The sequence below is a fragment of the Microvirga sp. jy35 genome (assembly GCF_056148915.1).
Window position 1 is genome coordinate 1 of sequence record NZ_JBWBEW010000055.1, and the last position, 19,139, is coordinate 19,139.

The following is a 19,139-nucleotide window of genomic DNA, read 5'->3' on the forward strand; positions in this document are numbered from 1 at the left end:
CAGCAGGCCAGTAATGGCACCGGCTGCCAGGAGCGCGACTACGAGCCAAGCCAGATCGAACAAAGGGATGCCGAACATCGTAAGGTCCACCGCAGAAAACCAGAATGGCCGTAGGATCTTTCGGACCCTTCGGCAAGGGAGCGTTGCAGAAACGCCTATGATGCGCTTCCGGCAAAGCGCTCCTGATACTCACGCGCCCTCTGGTCGATCCAGGAACGATCTGTGATGCCACCGGGATTAGCGCGGGTCGCCATAGCGTCCATGAAAGCCAGAAAGCGTTCATGGGCTACGCCATAGAGCCGGCGCAACTCTATCAGGGGTTCGGCATGATCGTCGACGCGCAGGTCGAGCATGGGGTAGGGCTCATCACGCCACACTTTTATGGCAGCCGATTGCTTGCCGCGCTTGTCGCCGCCTTCGGCCTGTCCGGCATCGAGCGCTGCCAGTAGGCGATCCGGGAAGGGCAGATCCATGCGGCGCTTGTAGGTCTCGAGGGTGGCCTCGATCACCTGCGGACCTGCCAGCATGTTGCCGGCCACGGACACACCCTCATCTGTCAGGTGTCCGCACCAATCAATACATTCCCGCCCTGTATGGGCTGCGGTTCTGCCGTCGCGATCGATGACGTGAAGCTGGCGGGACTCACGACCCGGATCCTGCGCAGTGAGGACTGCGACGATCTCCTCCGCGCTTCGGCCCTCGGCCAGAAGCCGCATTCCGTCCGTTCCGTAGAGCGGATTAACCAGCGCCTGAGTGGCAAGCGCGCCGATCTTGGCTGTCCCATGTGGGCAAAGCGCTCCCACAGCGAAGAATTTAGTGGTGACCGCAACCCCGAACGAGTCCGTTTCTGGATCCTTTGCGATGATCGACCAGGTCATGATCCGGGCTCCTTAGCGTCCGACCGCATAAGCCTGCATGAGGCGCGGTGTGGCGGCCCCGTGCAGGAGGCCATCCTTGTCTCGACTTGCCGCTACGAGACGGCCGACCGTCCAGGCGGGCGCGACCTCGACCTCATGACCGCGGGCGCGCAGATCATCCAGCACCTCCGCGCCATAGGTCTCCTCGGCCATGAGATGACCGGGCTTCTGCTCGCGCGGATAGAAGGAGGACGGGAAGTGTGCCGTGTGCGACATCGGCAGGTCGATGGACTCCTGCAGGTTAAGCCCGTGATGGGCATGGCGCAGGAAAAGGAGCATCTGCCATTGCTCCTGCTGGTCGCCGCCGGGGGAGCCGAACACCATGTAGGGCTCGCCGTCCTTCTCCGCGAGGGTCGGGGTGAGAGTGGTGCGCGGGCGCTTGCCCGGCGCGAGGCTCGCCGGCAGATTCTCTTCCAGCCAGAACATCTGGGCGCGGGAGTTGAGCATGAAGCCGAGCTCGGGGATGACGGGAGAGGATTGCAGCCAGCCGCCGGAGGGCATGGCCGCGATCATGTTGCCGAAACGATCGACGACGTCGATGTGCACAGTGTCGCCGCGTCGGGCTGAGCGCATGGAGGCCAGCGTCGGCTCTCCGCCGGAAACCTTCTTGTCCGTGGTCGAGAGTTCGCGCAGCGCCTTCAGGGTGCGCTCAACCTGCGCCTCATAGCCCCCGATGCGGCCGGGGCGGAGATCAAGGGATGCCTTGTCGGTGATCAGCCTGCGGCGCTCGTCGTTGTAAGCATCCGACAGCAGCGTCTCAATCGGCACGTCGACGAAGTCCGGGTCGCCGTAATAGGCCTCGCGATCAGCAAAGGCGAGCTTCATGGCTTCGACCACAGTGTGGACGAACTCGCCGCTGGTCGGACCCATGGCAGCCAGGTCAAAGTCCTTCAGCAGCGCCAGCGTCTGAAGGAATACGGGACCCTGCCCCCATGGCCTGATCTTGTTGACCCGGAAGTTGTGGTATTCGTAGGTCTGTGGCGCATCGTAGGACGCCTGCCAGTTAGCCATGTCGTCGGCGCTGAGCACGCCGCGATGGCGCGAGCCGCTCTGGTCCATCGCCTCGGTCTTGCTGACGAAGGCATCGATGGCCTCAGCCACGAAGCCCTTGTAGAAGGCGCTGCGCGCCGCCTCGATCTGCGCCTCGCGGTCGCTGCCCTTGGCTTCGCCTTCACGAATGATGCGCTTCCAGGTGTCGGCGAGCTGCGGGTTCCGGAACAATTGGCGTGGCTTAGGAACTTCGCCTCCGGGCAGGTAAACCGCGGCGGAGGTCGGCCATTCGGTTTGAAAGAAATCCTTTAACCCCTTGATGGTGTCGGCGACGCGCGGCAGCAGCGGGTGACCCTGCTCGGCATAGTAGATGGCGGGCTCCAGCACCTCCCTCAGGGAGAGAAGACCGTGATCGCGCAGCAGCAGCATCCAGGCATCGAAGGCACCTGGCACGACTGTGGCGAGCATGCCGTTGCCGGGGATGAGCTTGAGCCCTTCGCGCTTATAGTGCTCGATGGTGGCACCCTTCGGCGCCGTACCCTGCCCGCAGAGCACTTCGACCTTCTTAGTGTTGGCGGAGTAGAACACGGCCGGAACTTCGCCGGACGGGCCGACAAGGTGAGGCTCGACCACCTGCAGGACGAAGGCAGAGGCGACGCAGGCATCGAAGGCGTTGCCGCCCTTTTCCAGCATCGTCATACCGGCGGCAGAAGCGAGCCAATGGGTCGAGGTGACGATGCCGAAGGTGCCGAGGATCTCGGGCCGTGTCGTAAACATAATGCGTATCCGTTTTTTGCGTTTTACTGTTCGCGAGGATCGAGCGCGTCGCGCAGGCCATCGCCGAGAAGGTTGAAGCCGAGCACGATCAGGAAAATCGCCGAACCCGGAAATATCGACATCCAGGGCGCCTGATCCATGAAGTTCTTGGCCGTGTTGAGCATGGAGCCCCAGGAGGGGTTCGGCGGCTGCTGCCCCAATCCTAAGAAGGACAGGCTCGCCTCAGCAATGATAGCCGTGGCGATTGTCAGCGTGCCCTGGACCAGGATCGGCGGCAGCACGTTGGGAAGAACGTAGCGCAGCATGATCCAGAAGTCCGGAAGACCGATGGCGCGCGCGCCCTCGACGTAGTCCTCGGCTTTCACCGTCAGCACCTGCCCGCGGGTCAGGCGGATGAAGATCGGCATGGCTGACAAACCGATGGCGATCATCGCATTGGTGAGGCTCGGGCCGAGGAAGGCCGCGAGCGCGATGGCGAAGATCAGGAATGGGATCGCCAGCATGGCATCCGTAGCCCGCGAGATGGTTGCATCGATCCAGCCGCCGAAATAGCCTGCGATAAGCCCGAAGGGCACGCCGAGAACGATGGCGATGAAGACCGATACAACGCCGGCCATGATGGAGGCGCGCGCGCCCCAGAGCATGCGGGAGAGCATGTCGCGGCCGAGTTCGTCGGTGCCGAACCAGAACAGAGCCGATGGTGCCTTGCGGATGCTCGTGAAGCTCGGCTTGATCGGGTCGTAGGGTGCAAGATAGGGGCCGACGATGGCAGCCAGAATGAAGAACAGCACGATGGCTCCGCCGACGACGGCACTCTTGTTCTTCAGGAATTTTGAGAGCACACGGCTGCGCTTCTTCGGCAGGGCGACCTCGTCGGCGACAACGGCTGTAGCGGTCATGCTGAGTGCCTCAGGCGGGGATTGACGAGAACGTAAAGGACGTCCGCCACCAGGTTCATGAAGATGAACCCGACGGCCGTGCAGAGGACCACGCCCTGTACGACGGCGTAGTCGCGGTTGAACACCGCGTCCACGATGAGCTTGCCGAAGCCAGGGATGGTGAAAATCTGTTCCGTAAGCACCGCCCCTGCGAGAAGTTCACCGAAGAGCAGGGTGGAAAGCGTCACGATGGGAATGAGCGCATTGCGCAGGGCATGCTTCAGGATGACCTTCCGCGTCAGGAGCCCTTTGGCACGGGCTGTGCGAATATAATCGGAGCGCATGACGCCGAGCATGGCACTTCTGGTATGCCGCATGAGGCTCGCGGCAAGGCCCGTTCCGAGCACGAAGGCAGGCATGATCATGGTCTTGATGTTGAGCCACAGATCCTCGGTCGGAGGCACATATCCCGAAGCGGGCAGGAGCTGCCAGCGCACCGAGATCAGCATGATGAGCATGATGCCGAGCCAGAAATTCGGGATCGACAGGCCCGACAGCGCGATCACGTTGGCGGCATAGTCGACGGTCGTTCCCTTCTTCACCGCCGAAATGATGCCGGCTGGAATGCCGATGGCAAGCGCTACGATCATGGCCAAGATGGCGAGCTCGAGGGTAACCGGGAGCTTGCTCATGATGAGATCGAGCACGGGAATGTCGGTGCGCAGCGAAATACCGAGATTGCCTGTCAGGGCCGATCCGATCCAGGCGAAGTATTGAACCGGGATAGGGTCATCCAGGCGATACTTCTGGCGAAGATATTCCAATACCTGCGGATCGCGCTCCTCTCCCGCCATGGTGAGGACCGGATCGCCGGGCAGGAGCTTCTGCAGGGCGAAGACCAGAAGCGACACGATGATCAGTGTCGGGATGGCAATCAGTATTCGTCGTCCGATGTAGCGCAGCATCAGCCCAGAAACCCTGCATCAGAGAAGGGAGGGAGCGTGCCCGGCCAAAAAGACCGGGCACGCTGGTTTCAAACGATCAGGAGGCGAGCTTGACGCCCTTCAGGCGGATCATGCCGTCCGGATAGGGCTTGAAGTTCTGAACCTTCTTCGTGTGAACGAAGGGCCAGGGCTGGTAGTAGGTGTAGATGATCGGCAGATCCTGCTTCAGGATCTCCTGAGCCTGATCGTAGAGCTGCTTGCGCTTGGCCTCGTCGTTGATGACCCGGGCCTCGTTCAGGAGCTTGTCAACCTGCTCGTTGCAGTACTTGCCATCGTTCAGAGCACCTTTGCAGGTAACGAAGGGGTGGATGTTTCCATCCGGATCGACGCGGCCGGACCAGCCGATCACGTTCACGTCGAAGTTGCCCGCCTGGGCCTCCTTCTGCATGGCCGCAAACTCGGTCGGGCGCAGCGTGATGTCGAACCCGGTCTCGGCTGCCATGGCCTGGATGATCTCGGCGATCTGCTGGGTCGTGGTGCTGGTGCCGAAGGTGAGCTCGAACTTCACCCGATCAACCCCTGCTTCCTTCAGAAGCTGCTTTGCCTTAGCGACGTCGCGAGTGGTGGGACCGAACTTCGGATTATTGTAGGGGCTCGCCTGCGGGAAGGGCTGGCCTGCCGGCGGGAAGATGCCTGCGCCCACCACTTCGTTGATCACGTTGCGGTCGATGGAGAGCTCAAAGGCCTGCCGGACGCGCTTGTCCTTGCCGAGCGGGCCCTTAGCGCGCTCACCGTTGTTGGTGTTGATGGTCAGGCCCTGGTAGCCGATGCCGGAAACGGGCGCGAAGACCAGGTTGGAATCGCCCTTGGCTGCGGGAACGTCGCTCGGGGCAAGGCGCTCGATCAGATCGAGGTTGCCGGAGCGCAGGTTGGCGAGGCGCACGGTGGTGTCCGGAATGGGCTGGAACACGATCCGGTCGAAGGTGAAGTTCTTCGCATCCCAATGGTCGGCGAACTTCTCAAGCACGATGCGGTCGTTCTGCACTCGCTCGACGAACTTGTAGGGACCCGAGCAGACGGGCTTCTGGCCGAAATCGGCCGATGAAATCGCCTTCGGCGACATCATCATGCCGGCGCGGTCGGAAAGCTGCGACAGCAGGGTCGCATCGGCGCGGGAAAGGTTGACCTTCACGGTCAGGTCATCGACGGCCTCGACATTGTCGACCGAAGTCAGTTCGCTCTTGCGAAGCGAGTCCGGCAGCGTACGGGCGCGGTCGATGTTGGCCTTCACGGCGGCGGCGTTCAGAGGCTCGCCATCGTGGAACTTCACTCCGGGGCGCAGCTTGAAGGTCAGCGACTTTCCGTCATCGCCCCACTGCCACTCGGTGGCGAGTTCCGGGGTGAACTTGAGGTCCGGCGTGATGTCGACAAGCTTGTTGCACAGCGACGTGAACACGATGCGGCCGACGAAAGTGCGTGCGCGATGGGGATCGAGCACGTCCGGGTCTTCGTTCAGGCCGATGCGCAAGGTCTGCGCGGAGGCAGCAGTGCTCACAAGGAGCCCGGCAGCCATGGCTAGGAGCAGTCTTTTCTTCATTTGTGTCGTCCTCCAACAGTCCTCTGGATCAGTTCTCTTTCAGGGGCTCGTCGCGACGGGCTTATCCTGCCGTTCACGCCAAGTTTGGTAGAGCGCCAGACGCTTGGCGAGCGCCGCGCTCGGGGGCGGTGCGCTGATGGAGCCAGCGCCCGCTCCCTGGATTTCTCGCCAGAAATGGCAGGCCACCCGGCGCCCGTCCGGCGCCGCTTCAAGGGCCGGATGCTGTTCCTTGCAGACGGCACGCGCATGGGGGCAACGGGTATGAAAGCGACATCCCGAAGGGGGAGCTGCGGGACTCGGCACGTCGCCTTGCAGAAGCGCCTTCGGCTGTCGGCTCGCCGGGCTGGGAATTGGGATGGCAGCCAGAAGCGCCTGGGTGTAGGGATGCAGGGGATTGTCGAAGAGTGCATCCGTCTCCGACAGCTCCATGATCTCGCCGAGATACATGACCGCGACCCTGTCGCTCATGTGCCTGATGACCGCGAGGTCGTGCGCCACGATGACGAGTGTGAGGCCAAAACGATTCTTCAGATCTTCCAACAGATTGATGATCTGTGCCTGGATCGACACATCGAGGGCCGAAACCGGCTCGTCACCCACGATCAGCTTCGGATCTCCGGCGAGTGCCCGGGCGATGCCGATACGCTGGCGCTGGCCGCCGGAGAACTCGTGTGGGTAGCGATCCGCGTGTGTCGGCAGGAGGCCCACCGTACGCATAAGATCCGAAACGCGGTCACGCTTCTCAGATCCGCTCGCCAGGTTGTGCAGCCAGATGGGTTCCGCGATGATGTCGCCAACATTCATTCGGGGATTGAGCGAGGCATAGGGATCCTGGAAGATGATCTGGAGCTCGCGGCGTAACCTGCGCAGCTCGGTCTTGCTGAGCTTTAGGATCGAGCTGCCCTCATAGCGCACGTCTCCGGCGGTCGGCTCGATCAGGCGGAGGAGGAGGCGGCCGAGGGTGGACTTGCCGCAGCCGGATTCGCCTACGATCGCGAACGTCTCGCCGCGCCTGATGTCGAGGGACACGCCGTCGACCGCTCGAATGACCGTGGGTGAGGACAGCAAGCCTCTGCCGCCGAAATGCTTCTTGAGATCAACACTCTCGAGGATGACGTCGCTGGTGGTTGCCATCACGCTCATGCGGCTGCTCCACGCTTTTGTTCGAGGGGTGCATACCAGCACCGGGCAAGGTGGCCGGGTCGGATCTCGCCGAGTGGCGGAAGCTCATTGCCGCACCGGGCGTCGGAGAAGGGGCAGCGCGGCGTGAAGCGGCATCCCTTTGGCATCAACTCCGCCGGAGGCACTGTGCCGCGGATCGTGGCTAGGCGGCCCTGACGGCGGCCGAGCGACGGAACGGAGCCCATGAGACCGATGGTATAAGGGTGCTGCGGATCCTCGAAGATGGCCTCGACCGGTCCGCTTTCGACAACATGTCCGGCATACATCACGGCCACTTCATCGGCGACCTCGGCCACGACGCCGAGATCGTGCGTGATGAGGATCATCGCCGTGCCGGTCTCCTCCTGCAGGCGTTTGATGAGAGTGAGGATCTGCGCCTGGATCGTCACGTCAAGCGCGGTGGTCGGCTCATCGGCAATCAGAAGCTCCGGATCGTTCGCGAGCGCCATGGCGATCATCACACGCTGGCGCATGCCGCCGGACATCTCATGCGGATAGGCGCGCAGACGCTTCTCCGGTGAAGGGATACGCACCTTCATGAGCATGTCGAGCGCCCGCTTCATGGCCTCGGCCTTGGAAACCTTGCGGTGCCGGACGATGCCCTCGGCGATCTGGTCTCCGATGGTGAAGGCCGGGTTCAGCGAGGTCATCGGCTCTTGGAAGATCATGGCCATCCTGTCGCCGCGCAGATCCGCCCGCTCCCGCTCGGTGAGCGTCAGCAGGTTCTTCCCATCGAAGGTGGCCGAGCCCGCGACGATCCTTGCCGGAGGGGTCGGCAGAAGGCCCATGAGCGCCAGGGAAGTCACACTCTTGCCGCAGCCGGATTCGCCGACGATGCAGAGGGTCTTGCCCTTGCACACCGAGAAGCTGACGTCGTCGACGACATTCACGCCCTTTGGAGCGCCATCGAATCGGACGGACAATCCCTGAACGTTCAGGAGCGGCGGTTCAGAAGTCACAGCGGCATTGCCGACATGATGAATCTCTGCACTCGGTTGTCGGGATGCCTCATGTCCCATGGCGGATCTCTTTTTTGGTGTTTGCTGTCACGGGTGTTTCCGGAACCTGTCCGTCCATCTGGTCGGGCAGGGGGCTGGTCATGACCTTCAGGAGGCCTTCGCGTACAAGTTCGAGATGCTCGCGCATGGCATGCTCGGCCGCATGGGCCTCACGCTGGGCGATCGCGGCGATCACGCGGCGGTGCTGCTCGACATAGATCTGCTGACGCTCACCGGAACGTGCCCGCTCCCGCAGGAGCCGCCATGCGGTGTCCTGGCGAATGCGGTCGATCATGTCGAAGATCGCAAGGAGCAGGGAATTCCCGGCCGCCTCGGCAATCGTCCGGTGCAGGGCGCTGTCCCAGAGTTCTCTGCCATCCGCATCTGACGATGTAGCCGTCTTCTCGGCCAGACGCAGCAGCCGCTCGATGTCGCCGTTCGTAGCGCGCATGGCCGCCAGTCGGGCGAGGGCAGGCTCGATTTCCAGGCGAACATCCATCACTTCGAGCGGATGCGTACGCTTCGACAGTTCCGCGAGGTTGGTTGGCGTATGAGCCGGGCGCGGGCCTACGAAGGTTCCCTTGCCTTGATGCCGCCAGATCCGCCCCTCCGCCTCCAGCACCTCGAGCGCCCGCCGCAAGGCGCGGCGTCCGATCCCGATCTGGGCCGCCAGCACCCGCTCGGCCGGGAGCCGCAGCTCTCCCTCGAAGGAGCTGTCATCCAGGAGAGCCCTCAACCGCCCGAGAGCGAAGTTGGAGCTGTCCTCTGAAGCACCCGGGTTGGACATGAAATCCAGCTCCCTGTGAACCAATCTTACTACCGGTGCGGCAGCAACGATCTCTTGTTGCGCCTCTGACGGCTTCAGCGCAACAAGGCTAGCCTGATCCCGAACCAATTTGCAAGTGGTTCGATTATGGTTCGTTAGTCGATGATGATGCTTCCGTCGTCAACGGATCTTTGACCCTGAGTCTGCGCTTGCACTGACCATTGACAGACTGCTCAAGGTCTATGCAGCGGAAGGCCCTTCGCCAGCCTCATAAAGCGCCTGAAGACCATGTCGATAGGTGGGATACCGGAGCATCACGCCCAGTTCGGACTTGATCAGGGCATTCCGGACACGCTTGTTGTCCTCGTAGAACGCGCGGGCCATCGGCGTCTGCTCCGCCTCGTCGAAGGGAATTTCGGGTGGCGGTTCGCGGCCGAGCAGTTCAGCCGCATAGGCGATCACATCCTGAGGCGGCCCGGGCTCATCGTCTGCCACATTGTAGATGGCGTTCGGGACCGGATGTTCGATGGAGGCCATCAGGACCTGGGCGATGTCTTCCGTATGGATACGATTGAAGACCTGCCCTGGTTTGACGATGCGCTTGGCCGTACCGTCCGCAACCTTGGCCAGAGCGTTCCGTCCCGGTCCGTAGATGCCGGCGAGCCGGAAGATCTGCACGGCAAAGGGAGCACCGGCTCCCATCTCGAGCCATTGCCGTTCGGCGGCAATGCGGTGGCGAGCTCGCGCTGTCGCCGGATTGGGCGGCGTCGTCTCTTCGACCCAAGCTCCGGCCGCATCGCCATAAACGCCGACTGTCGATAGATAACCAACCCAGCGCAGGTGAGGGGCACCGGAGATGACTTTGGAAAACTGCTCCAGAACAGGGTCTCTTCCGCCTTCGGGCGGGGCGGAGATCAGGAGGGCCTCCGTTCGTTCCAGATGCCGTAGAATGTCAGGGTCGAAAGCTGTGCCATGAAATCGGAAAGCTCGTATTCCGCATGTCGAAAGCGTCTCCGCTTTTTCCGCGGAACGAACGGTGCCGCTGACATCCGTGAACCTGTGGCGGTAATGGTGAACGAACTGCAGGGCCGTGTAACCCAGGCCGAAAATGAACATGTTCATGAGATCGAGTGCCCTCAGCTCGGGCCAACTTAGCGATACTCCCAAAACCCGGCAATCATCAGCGAGCCGGATGTATGCACGATGAGGCCCTCATCCGGGTTGATCATACTCCGGACTCCCGCCATAACCCTGATCGCAGCAAGGCAGAATCAACCGTTGCGCTTTGCCTTTCCGGCAGCATCCGCGTGGAGGTGATCGATGGTCCTGACCAACCAAGACATGGTCGAGCTGGTAGCTTTCCGGTGCAAGCTCCACAGCATGCCTGAACTCTCGCGGCAGGAGGCAGAGACCGCGCGCGAGGTCCAGGCGTTTCTCAAGGGGACCCACCCCGACTGGACCCTCACTGATCTTGGCGGACATGGCATTGCCGCCGTCTACGAGGGCCGGCAGCCCGGACCGACCGTGATGGTGCGCGCCGAGCTCGATGGGTTGCCGATTCAGGAAATCTCCGATGCCCCTCATCGCTCCGCCACGGCTGGCAAAGGTCATCTGTGCGGGCATGACGGCCACATGGCGATCCTGGCGGCGCTGGCGCGGGAGCTCGGCCGCCAGCGGCCGCAGCGCGGCCGTGCCATCCTGATGTTCCAACCGGCGGAAGAAGACGGCTCCGGCGCGGCAGCCGTTGTGGCCGATCCACGGTTCCGACAGATTGCGCCGGACTTCGCCTTCGCCCTGCACAATGTGCCCGGTCTGCCTTTCGGCCGGGTGGCACTCACGGAGGGGCCGGTCAACTGTGCCTCCCGGGGCATGCGAATCGTGCTCACGGGCAAGACCGCTCATGCCTCCATGCCCGAGACCGGCCTGTCGCCTGTAAACGTCGTTGCCCAGCTGATGCCGCAGCTCACGGCACTCGGCAGAGGTGGACCACTCGAGGAGGGCTTCTCCATGGTGACGGTAACCCATGCGAGGATCGGCGAGCCGGCCTTTGGGGTGGCGCCCGCCCATGGGGAGATCTGGGCGACCCTGAGGACCCTCACCGATGCGGGAATGGAGGAGCTCTGCGCAAGCGCAGAGCAACTGGTGCTGAGCGCCGCGCGGGAGCGGGGGCTGGGGGTCGAGGTGTCCTACGACGACATCTTTCACCATTGCGAGAACGCCCCGGAAGCGGTCGCGCATCTGCGTCAGGCGCTTGAAGCCGAGGGTGTGCCGTATGACGTGGGTGATCTGCCGCTGCGGGCCTCGGAGGATTTCGGGCGGTTCGGCCAGAAGGCAACCGCGGCCATGTTTTTCCTCGGGGCCGGCGAGAAGCACCCCAGCCTGCATAACCCCGACTATGACTTCCCCGATGATCTGATCCCCATCGGCGCCCGTGTATTCATGCGGACATTGCGCAACCTGCTCGGATAGGGCTTCCCTCGATCCTCAGAGCGGCAGGTTGCGCAGGGCCGAGACGGCTTTCATCACGCCGCGAAGCTCGGCAAGGCCGCGCAAGCGGCCGATGGCCGGGTAGCCCGGATGGGTCGGCTTGCCCACGTCATCGAGAAGCTCGTGGCCATGGTCTGGACGCATGGGGATACGCCAATGCGCGTCTCCGGCATTCATGCGGCGCTTCTGCTCTTCCAGCAGCACCGTCACCAGAGCCACCATGTCGGTATCGCCGCCGAGATGGTCTGCTTCCATGAACGAGCCATCCGGCTCCTTGGCCACGTTGCGCAGGTGGGCGAACCAGATGCGGTTCGCGAATTGCTTGGCAATGGCCGGAACATCGTTGACTGGATTGGCTCCGAGAGAGCCGCTGCAGAGGGTAAGGCCGTTCGCAGGCGAGTCGACTGCCTCAAGGATGAAGGTGATATCTTGCGCATTGGACACGATGCGCGGCAAGCCCATGAGTGGACGCGGCGGATCGTCGGGATGGATGCACATGCGGATGCCGACTTCTTCCGCAGTCGGGATCACCTCTCGCAGGAAGCGGGCGAGGTTTTCGCGGAGTGCTCCGGCGTCGATGTCCCGATAGCGGTCGAGCATGACGCGCAGGCCAGGGATGTCGTAGCGGTCATAGGCGCCAGGCAGGCCGGCCATGATGTTCGACAGAAGCTGGCGCCGGTCTGCTTCGGATGAGCGGTCATACCACTCCTTTGCCTTCTTCAGCACTTCAGGCAGATGATCCGCCTCCGCACCTGCGCGCTGCAGCATGAAGCAGTCGAAGGCAGCGAATTCGTGCGCGTTGAAGCGCAGGGCCGTACCACCGCCGGGCAGAGGGTAGGCGAGTTCGGTCCGCGTCCAGTCCACAACCGGCATGAAGTTGTAGCAGATTGTGGTGATGCCGCACTGGGCCAGATTGCGCAGGGATTGCCGGTAATTGTCGAACAGGGGCTTCAGGTCGCCCTCGCCGATCTTGATGCTCTCGTGAATCGGTAGACTTTCTACCACGCTCCAGCGAAGGCCGAGCGAAGGATCGGCAGCGATGAGCGCCTTGCGCTTCTCGATCTCCTCGATGCTCCAGACGATGCCGTATGGAATGTGGTGCAATGCCGTCACGATTCCCGTGGCGCCAGTCTGGCAGACATGGGACAGCTTGATGACGTCTTCAGGGCCGAACCAGCGCCAAGCTTGTTCCATGGGTTTGCCTCTTCAGATTTGAGCCGATTGTGTCGTAGCCGATCTCACGCGCTGAGCGCCTGTGCAGCAACGTCGTGTTCCGGTTCGAACAGGTCAGGGTACTGCGCCGCAAGTTCCGGCAGCGAGCGGAGAATTTCGCTTAAGTGCTGATGCATCGCTTTTTCCGCTGCAACCGGATCGGACGCCTTGATGGCATCGACGATCAGCGCGTGCTGCGCCACGATGGTGTGGCGCGGGGTGGCCTGCTTCACGTCAAGGTATCTCACCCGGTCCATTTGAGGCTTCACATCCTCGATCATGCGCCAGGCTGCCGGTCGGCCTGCAGCCTCTGCCAGGAGGCGATGAAACTCCTCGTCGAGAGCCATGAAATCGTCCGACGAGGTGGCCCGCTGGGCGCGGCGCTGCCGGGCCAAGCTGGCATTCAGTTCGGCGAGCATGACGGGTGAAGCCTTGAGTGCGGCTTCGTGGACAACTGCGCATTCGACTGCCTGACGGATGAACCGCGCATCCTCCACGGCAGCCCGTGAGATCTTGACGACCTGAGTGCCGCGCTGCGGCAGAACCCGCACCAGTCCAGCCTCGCTCAGCTTGATCAAGGCCTCGCGCACCGGTGAGCGACTGACGCCGAATCGCTGCGCAAGGTCCTGTTCTGACAGCATCTCGCCGGGTGAAATCCTCATGCTGACGATGGCTTGGCGCAAGGCGCGCGTAACCTGCCGGGCCATGGGTTCGCGGCTGATATCGAGCTTTGCAAGGAGGCTTCTATCATTCATAAGTGGCACACTACCATACTAGTAGACCATTGCAAACGGTTCTGGATCGTCATATGGTCATCGGTAATGAGGCACTTGGAAGTCGTCGCAAATGGCTTGCCTGCTGCGCCAAGGGAGAACGCTATGCTGATCCATCCGGACCGGCTTTTTCCGGTAGAGCCCGCTGCCCGTGAGGTGGCGCGCAGGCTTTATGCGGAGATCAGGGATCTGCCCATCATCTCCCCGCACGGTCATACGGATCCGCGATGGTATGCGGAGAACGAACCGTTTGCTGATCCAGCCGCGCTGTTCGTGATTCCCGACCACTACATCTTCCGCATGCTCTACAGCCAGGGCGTGCGCCTGGAAGATCTTGGCATTCCGGTGAAGGATGGCGGCCCTGTCGAGCGAGATCCGCGTACGATTTGGCGCCGCTTCGCTGCTCATTATTATCTCTTCAGGGGCACGCCGACACGTGCTTGGCTTGACCATACCTTCGCAACTCTGTTCGGGTTCGCGGAGCGCCTTTCGTCTGCAAATGCAGATGCTTACTATGACCGGATCGACGAAGTCCTGCGAACGCCAGAGTTCCGCCCTCGAGCGCTTTTCGAGCGATTCCGCATTGAGGCGATCGCCACGACTGAAAGCCCGCTCGATCCTCTGAAGCATCATGAGACCATCCGGCAGTCAGGTTGGAAGGGCAGGGTAGTTACCGCCTATCGGCCTGATCCCGTTGTGGATCCCGAGTTCGAAGGCTTCCGGCAGAACCTTGCCCGCTTCGGTGAGATCACGGGCTGCGACACCTTCACCTGGAGCGGGTATCTCGAGGCGCACCGCAAGCAGCGTGCATTCTTCCGGCAATACGGTGCGACCTCCACCGACCATGGCCACCCGACAGCCCGGACGGCCAATCTCTCGCATGGCGATGCGGAAACGCTGTTCCGTCGCGTATCGTCGGGGGATGTGACGCCTGAGGATGCGGAACTGTTTCGCGCCCAGATGCTGACAGAGATGGCGGCCATGAGCGTGGAGGACGGCATGGTCCTGCAGATCCATCCCGGTTCCTTCCGCAATCACAACGAGGCGCTTTTCCGCCGCTTCGGCCGCGACATGGGTGCCGACATACCCTCGCAGACCGATTACGTTCGCGCACTCAAGCCGCTTCTCGACCGCTTCGGCAATGAGCCGAACCTGACCATCATCGTCTTCACCCTGGATGAGACGAGCTATTCCCGAGAGCTGGCGCCCCTCGCCGGGCATTACCCGGCCTTGAAGCTGGGCCCGGCCTGGTGGTTCTTCGATGCGCCGGAAGGCATGCACCGATTCCGCGAACTTACAACGGAGACCGCAGGCTTCTACAACACGGTCGGCTTCAACGACGACACGCGTGCCTATCTTTCCATCCCGGCCCGGCACGATGTGGCCCGCCGGGTCGACTGCGCCTATCTAGCCAATCTCGTAATGACGCATCGCCTCGATGAGGATGAGGCGCACGAGGTGGCTTACGATCTTGCCTATCGCCTCGCGAAAGAGGCCTACAAGCTGTGACACGGGACATGGATCAAAAGAGCCATGTCGCACAGAACGGGAGGAAGAACATGACGAACCTGATCACCAGGCGGACCTTTGTCGGCAGTGTCGCCGGCGCCGCAGGCGTTGCCGCTCTCGGCGGCACGAGCTTTGCCCAAGCCAATCTGCCGACGAGCCCGGTCACGCTCAACATCATCGATGTCGCCGGCAATCTCGCGCTGACGCAGAAGGCCATCGAGAACTACCGCAAGGCAAAGCCGAACCTCGTCTCGCGCATCTCCTTCACCAAGGCAACCGCTCCCGAGCTTGCCGGCAAGATCAAGGCGCAGCAGGATGCAGGCCGCGTCGATATCGACCTCGTGCTCACCGGTACCGATGCGCTCTCCGCCGGCATCGAGCAGAAGCTGTGGGTCGATCTGATCCCCGGCCATGCGAATGCACTGCCGAAGCTCGACGACATCTATCTGCCGGCCGCAGCAAAGATGCAGGGCCTCGCCAAAGGTCAGGGCGTCGTCGTGACCTATTATCCTTCCGGTCCGCTGCTCGAGTACATGCCCGACAAGGTGAAGAGCGTGCCGACCACGGCCGAAGAGCTGCTCGCCTACACCAAGGCCAATCCAGGACGCTTCATCTACGCGCGCCCTGCAAATTCCGGTCCGGGCCGGACCTTCATCATGGGCTTGCCCTACATCCTGGGCGACAGTAATCCGCAGGATCCGGCGAAGGGCTGGGACAAGACCTGGGCCTATCTGAAGGAGCTGGGGCAGAACATCGAGTATTACCCGTCCGGCACCGGCGCTGTGATGAAGGAGCTGGGCGAAGGCTCCCGCGACATGACCGTGTCGACCACCGGCTGGGACATCAACCCGCGTGTTCTCGGCGTTGTGCCGAAGGAGGCCAAGGTGGCGGCCCTCAAGGGCTTCCACTGGGTGGCGGACGCCCACTACATGTGCGTGCCCAAGGGCCTACCGAACGAGAAGGTCGCGGTGCTCCTCGATCTCATGAACTTCCTGCTCACCAAGGAGCAGCAAGCCTATACTTATGATGAAGGCTACTTCTATCCGGGTCCGGCCGTGAAGGGCGTGACCCTCGACATGGCTCCTCCGGAAAGCCAGGCCGCCATCAAGGAATACGGTCGTCCCGAATACGAGAAGTGGATCGCCGAGAACCCGATCGAATTGCCGCTTCAGCCCGAGCAGATGGTCGTCGCCTTCCGCATGTGGGACGAGCAGGTCGCCGGCGGCAAGCGCAAGTAAATCGAAACCAAGGACCCGCGATGACCATAGCCCTTTCCCAATTCGACGAAGTACGGCTCGATCGTGTGAGCCGCGACTTCGGGGCACTCAATGCCTTGCGCGACGTCTCCCTCACCATCCGCCGGGGCGAGTTCATCGCCCTGCTCGGACCTTCCGGCTGCGGGAAGTCGACGACATTGAACTGCATCGCGGGCCTTCTTCCTGTGACCGGTGGAGCAATCTGGCTCGACAAAAACAGGGTGGACACCCTGCGTCCCGAAGAACGCGGGTTCGGGATGGTTTTCCAGAACTATGCGCTCTTTCCCCATCTCAATGTCCGCCAGAACATCGGCTTCGGCTTGAAGATGCGGGGCCGTCCCAAGGCTGAGATCGACCGCAAAGTGGATGAGGCCTTGAACCTCGTCCGCCTTCAGGGGCAGGAGAACAAACTGCCTGGTCAGCTCTCCGGCGGCCAGCAGCAGCGCGTAGCGATCGCCCGCGCCATCGTCATCGAGCCGCCTCTGGTCTTGATGGATGAGCCGCTCTCAAACCTCGATGCCAAGCTGCGCCTTGAGATGCGGGCTGAGATCCGGCGCATTCACAACGAGCTTGGAGCAACCACCATCTACGTGACCCACGACCAGGACGAGGCCCTGTCGCTCGCAGACCGCATCGTCGTGCTGCGGGACGGTGTGGTCCGGCAGGTTGGCTCGCCGAAGGAGCTCTACGAGGCACCGGCTCATTTCGATGTGGCTGACTTCATGGGCTTTCGCAACAAGCTGAAAGGGAAGGTCGTCGCCCTCGAAGGCAATCGTACCATCCTGGACGTGGAGGGCGCACGGATCAGCGGCGTCGCCCGTGAACGGGTATCCGTTGGCTCGACGGCCTATGCTGCCATCCGGTCTGATGATCTCGAGGTCGGAGAGCCCGGACCGAACGCCATTGCCGCAACCGTCGACACCATCGAGTACCGCGGTCGTGAGTTCGTCGGGACTGCCCATTCGGCCGGCGGGCTGGATTTCGTCTTCCGCTCTCATGTGCCTGTAGAGCTGGGATCGAGGATACATTTGCGGACGGAGGACGAACGCATTCTCGTGTTCGCGGAGCCTGTTCAAGGGAGGCAGTAATGGACGCCGTTGCTCACGCGCCTGCCGTCGAACACGGACCCAGCCTGCGCCAGCGGCTGGCCGCCAGGGGGGTTGATGCGGTAACTCTGCTCGTCATTCCTGCCGCCATCTTCACGCTGCTGCTCTTCATCTATCCCTTCGCCTTCGGCTTCGTACTGTCGTTTGAGCCCAAGGCTGGTGGAGACTGGCTCGCCAATTACAGACGCTTCTTCTCGGATCCGTTTCTCTATAAGACGATTGCCAACACGCTCTGGCTCGCAATTCCCGTCACCCTCGTCAACCTCTTGCTGGCGGTGCCGATCGCGTTCCGCGTGCGCCTCATGCGACGCCAGCGCCTTCTGACCACGATTCTCGTTCTCCCGATCACTCTCGGCACGGTCCTCGTGGCTGAAGGACTGTTGAACTATCTCGGACCGCAGGGCTGGTTCAATCGGACCTTGCTCACCTTCGGCCTGATTTCGCAGCCCTTGAAGCTCGTTCACAATTACTGGGGCGTTTTCGCCTCACTTGTGATCACTGGGTTCCCGTTCACCTTCCTGCTGACCCTCTCCTACGTCACGGGCATCGATCCGGCACTCGAGCAGGCGGCGGCGACCCTCGGAGCCAATGCGTGGCAGCGTTTCCGCCATGTGTACCTGCCGCTGCTGATGCCGGGCTTCGCCATCACGTTTTGCCTGTCCTTCGTGCAGGCCTTCTCGGTATTTCCTTCGGCGGTGCTGCTCGGGGAGCCCGCAGGCGTCACCCGCGTCATATCGATTGCGGCAGCAACGGCGGCTTTCGAAGAATACGACTACTCCATGGCCTCTGCGATTGCGATGATCATGGGCTTCGTCCAGCTTGCCATTGTCTTGGTCGTGCTCGCCTCCCGCGGATTGTTCTACCGCGGTCCTGCATCCGGCGCGAAAGGGTAAGCCGATGATCCGCGATACCACAATCGGCTCCAAGCTCTGGGCTGCTGCCATCTGGGCAACCGTCGGCTTCTTCGTCGTCAACCTTTTCGCCATGATCGCCACTGTAGTGACGAACTCCTTCGCCACCCGCTGGCTCGGCACTTGGCTCCCGGCAGGCTGGACCACGCGTTGGTACTCGTCCGCCTGGAGCGAGTTCCAGCTATGGGACGTCCTGATCGTCACCTTTCAGGTCATCGGCGCCGTGGTCTTCATCTCGGGCGTCCTTGGGGTGACCGCCGCCTATGCACTGGCGCGCCGTGACTTTCCAGGCAAGCGGCTTCTCGTGCTGCTCTTCCTGCTGCCGCTCCTGATCCCATCGATGACCTTTGGCATCCCGCTGGCAACCGTGCTCTACCAGACGGGTCTGGCGGGCACCTTTTGGGGCGTTGTGGCGGCCAATCTCGTGCCGACCGTGCCCTTCGTGATCCTGGTCATGATCCCGTTCATCGAGCAGATCGATCCGAAGATCGAGGCGGCTGCCCGCGTCTTCGGGGCCAACACCTTCAAGCTCTTCGTGTACGTGCTCCTGCCGCTGCTCCTTCCGGGCATTCTGGCGGCGCTGCTGCTGGTTCTGGTGCGCACCATCGCCATGTTTGAGCTGACCTTCCTCGTCGCAGGGCCGACCAGCCAGACCCTCGTGGTGGCGCTCTATTACTCCGTCTTCGCAGCCGGCGTGCGTGCGGTGCAGTCCATCGATGCCATGGCGGTGATCTACATGGTCACGACCCTGATCTGGCTCATCATCGCCCTGCGCTTCGTCAACCCGACGCAGATCGTCACCCGTGCAAAGCAGCAGCCGGCCCATTGAGGTTCCG

The 19,139-nt window shown here is 62.3% G+C and carries 17 protein-coding genes; 6 read left to right on the top strand and 11 right to left on the bottom strand.

From position 1 onward, the window contains the following. Window positions 1-155: 155 nt before the first annotated feature. The 9 genes from AC0QTX_RS24755 to AC0QTX_RS24795 form a co-directional block, all read right to left on the bottom strand. Window positions 156-878 carry a DUF1028 domain-containing protein gene (locus tag AC0QTX_RS24755; RefSeq protein WP_474606469.1) on the bottom strand — a complete coding sequence of 241 codons (723 nt, stop codon included), beginning with the start codon at window positions 876-878 and terminating at the stop codon, window positions 156-158. A 12-nt stretch (window positions 879-890) separates the two neighbouring features. Beyond that, on the bottom strand, window positions 891-2,684 hold the full coding sequence (locus AC0QTX_RS24760; RefSeq protein WP_474606470.1) for a gamma-glutamyltransferase family protein: 1,794 nt from the start codon (window positions 2,682-2,684) through the stop codon (window positions 891-893). 23 nt (window positions 2,685-2,707) lie between these two features. Next, complete coding sequence (locus AC0QTX_RS24765) at window positions 2,708-3,583, bottom strand: ABC transporter permease (RefSeq protein WP_474606471.1); 876 nt, start codon at window positions 3,581-3,583, stop codon at window positions 2,708-2,710. Beyond that, entirely contained in the window at window positions 3,580-4,527 is a 948-nt protein-coding gene (locus AC0QTX_RS24770; protein ID WP_474606472.1) for an ABC transporter permease, read from the bottom strand. The genes AC0QTX_RS24765 and AC0QTX_RS24770 overlap by 4 nt, the downstream gene beginning before the upstream one ends. 76 nt (window positions 4,528-4,603) lie before the next feature. Beyond that, window positions 4,604-6,103, bottom strand: a complete 1,500-nt coding sequence (locus tag AC0QTX_RS24775; protein WP_474606473.1) for an ABC transporter substrate-binding protein — start codon at window positions 6,101-6,103, stop codon at window positions 4,604-4,606. A 39-nt stretch (window positions 6,104-6,142) separates the two neighbouring features. Next, window positions 6,143-7,246, bottom strand: a complete 1,104-nt coding sequence (locus tag AC0QTX_RS24780) for an ABC transporter ATP-binding protein (protein WP_474606474.1) — start codon at window positions 7,244-7,246, stop codon at window positions 6,143-6,145. Further along, the gene (locus AC0QTX_RS24785; protein ID WP_474606475.1) at window positions 7,243-8,304 is read right to left on the bottom strand and encodes an ABC transporter ATP-binding protein; all 1,062 of its coding nucleotides are present in this window, start codon (window positions 8,302-8,304) and stop codon (window positions 7,243-7,245) included. The genes AC0QTX_RS24780 and AC0QTX_RS24785 overlap by 4 nt, the downstream gene beginning before the upstream one ends. Further along, window positions 8,294-9,070, bottom strand: coding sequence for a FadR/GntR family transcriptional regulator (locus tag AC0QTX_RS24790; RefSeq protein WP_474606476.1), 777 nt, complete (start codon window positions 9,068-9,070; stop codon window positions 8,294-8,296). Before AC0QTX_RS24790 ends, AC0QTX_RS24785 begins: the two co-directional genes overlap by 11 nt. 219 nt (window positions 9,071-9,289) lie before the next feature. Beyond that, window positions 9,290-10,171, bottom strand: coding sequence for an SDR family oxidoreductase (locus AC0QTX_RS24795; RefSeq protein ID WP_474606477.1), 882 nt, complete (start codon window positions 10,169-10,171; stop codon window positions 9,290-9,292). A gap of 198 nt (window positions 10,172-10,369) precedes the next feature. Here AC0QTX_RS24795 and AC0QTX_RS24800 point away from each other — a divergent pair, with 198 nt between their 5' ends. Further along, the gene (locus AC0QTX_RS24800; RefSeq protein WP_474606478.1) at window positions 10,370-11,518 is read left to right on the top strand and encodes an amidohydrolase; all 1,149 of its coding nucleotides are present in this window, start codon (window positions 10,370-10,372) and stop codon (window positions 11,516-11,518) included. Between the two features lie 15 nt (window positions 11,519-11,533). On the opposite strand, the gene uxuA is transcribed toward AC0QTX_RS24800, so the two are convergent. Further along, window positions 11,534-12,730, bottom strand: a complete 1,197-nt coding sequence (gene uxuA, locus AC0QTX_RS24805; RefSeq protein WP_474606479.1) for a mannonate dehydratase — start codon at window positions 12,728-12,730, stop codon at window positions 11,534-11,536. Window positions 12,731-12,774: 44 nt separating this feature from the next. Further along, entirely contained in the window at window positions 12,775-13,503 is a 729-nt protein-coding gene (locus AC0QTX_RS24810; RefSeq protein ID WP_474606480.1) for a GntR family transcriptional regulator, read from the bottom strand. A gap of 123 nt (window positions 13,504-13,626) precedes the next feature. On the opposite strand from AC0QTX_RS24810, the gene uxaC reads away from it, so the two are divergent. The 5 genes from uxaC to AC0QTX_RS24835 are packed head-to-tail and all read left to right on the top strand — an operon-like array spanning window position 13,627 to window position 19,132. Further along, window positions 13,627-15,030, top strand: coding sequence for a glucuronate isomerase (gene uxaC / locus AC0QTX_RS24815; RefSeq protein ID WP_474606481.1), 1,404 nt, complete (start codon window positions 13,627-13,629; stop codon window positions 15,028-15,030). Between the two features lie 50 nt (window positions 15,031-15,080). Then, window positions 15,081-16,268 carry an ABC transporter substrate-binding protein gene (locus AC0QTX_RS24820; protein WP_474606482.1) on the top strand — a complete coding sequence of 396 codons (1,188 nt, stop codon included), beginning with the start codon at window positions 15,081-15,083 and terminating at the stop codon, window positions 16,266-16,268. Between the two features lie 20 nt (window positions 16,269-16,288). Further along, a complete protein-coding gene (locus tag AC0QTX_RS24825) occupies window positions 16,289-17,374 on the top strand; it encodes an ABC transporter ATP-binding protein (protein ID WP_474606483.1) in 1,086 nt (361 codons plus the stop codon). Next, on the top strand, window positions 17,374-18,285 hold the full coding sequence (locus tag AC0QTX_RS24830; protein ID WP_474606484.1) for an ABC transporter permease: 912 nt from the start codon (window positions 17,374-17,376) through the stop codon (window positions 18,283-18,285). The genes AC0QTX_RS24825 and AC0QTX_RS24830 overlap by 1 nt, the downstream gene beginning before the upstream one ends. Window positions 18,286-18,289: 4 nt before the next feature. Next, window positions 18,290-19,132 (top strand): ABC transporter permease, encoded by an 843-nt coding sequence (locus AC0QTX_RS24835; protein ID WP_474606485.1) that lies wholly within the window; start codon window positions 18,290-18,292, stop codon window positions 19,130-19,132. The last annotated feature ends 7 nt before the right edge of the window (window positions 19,133-19,139 follow it).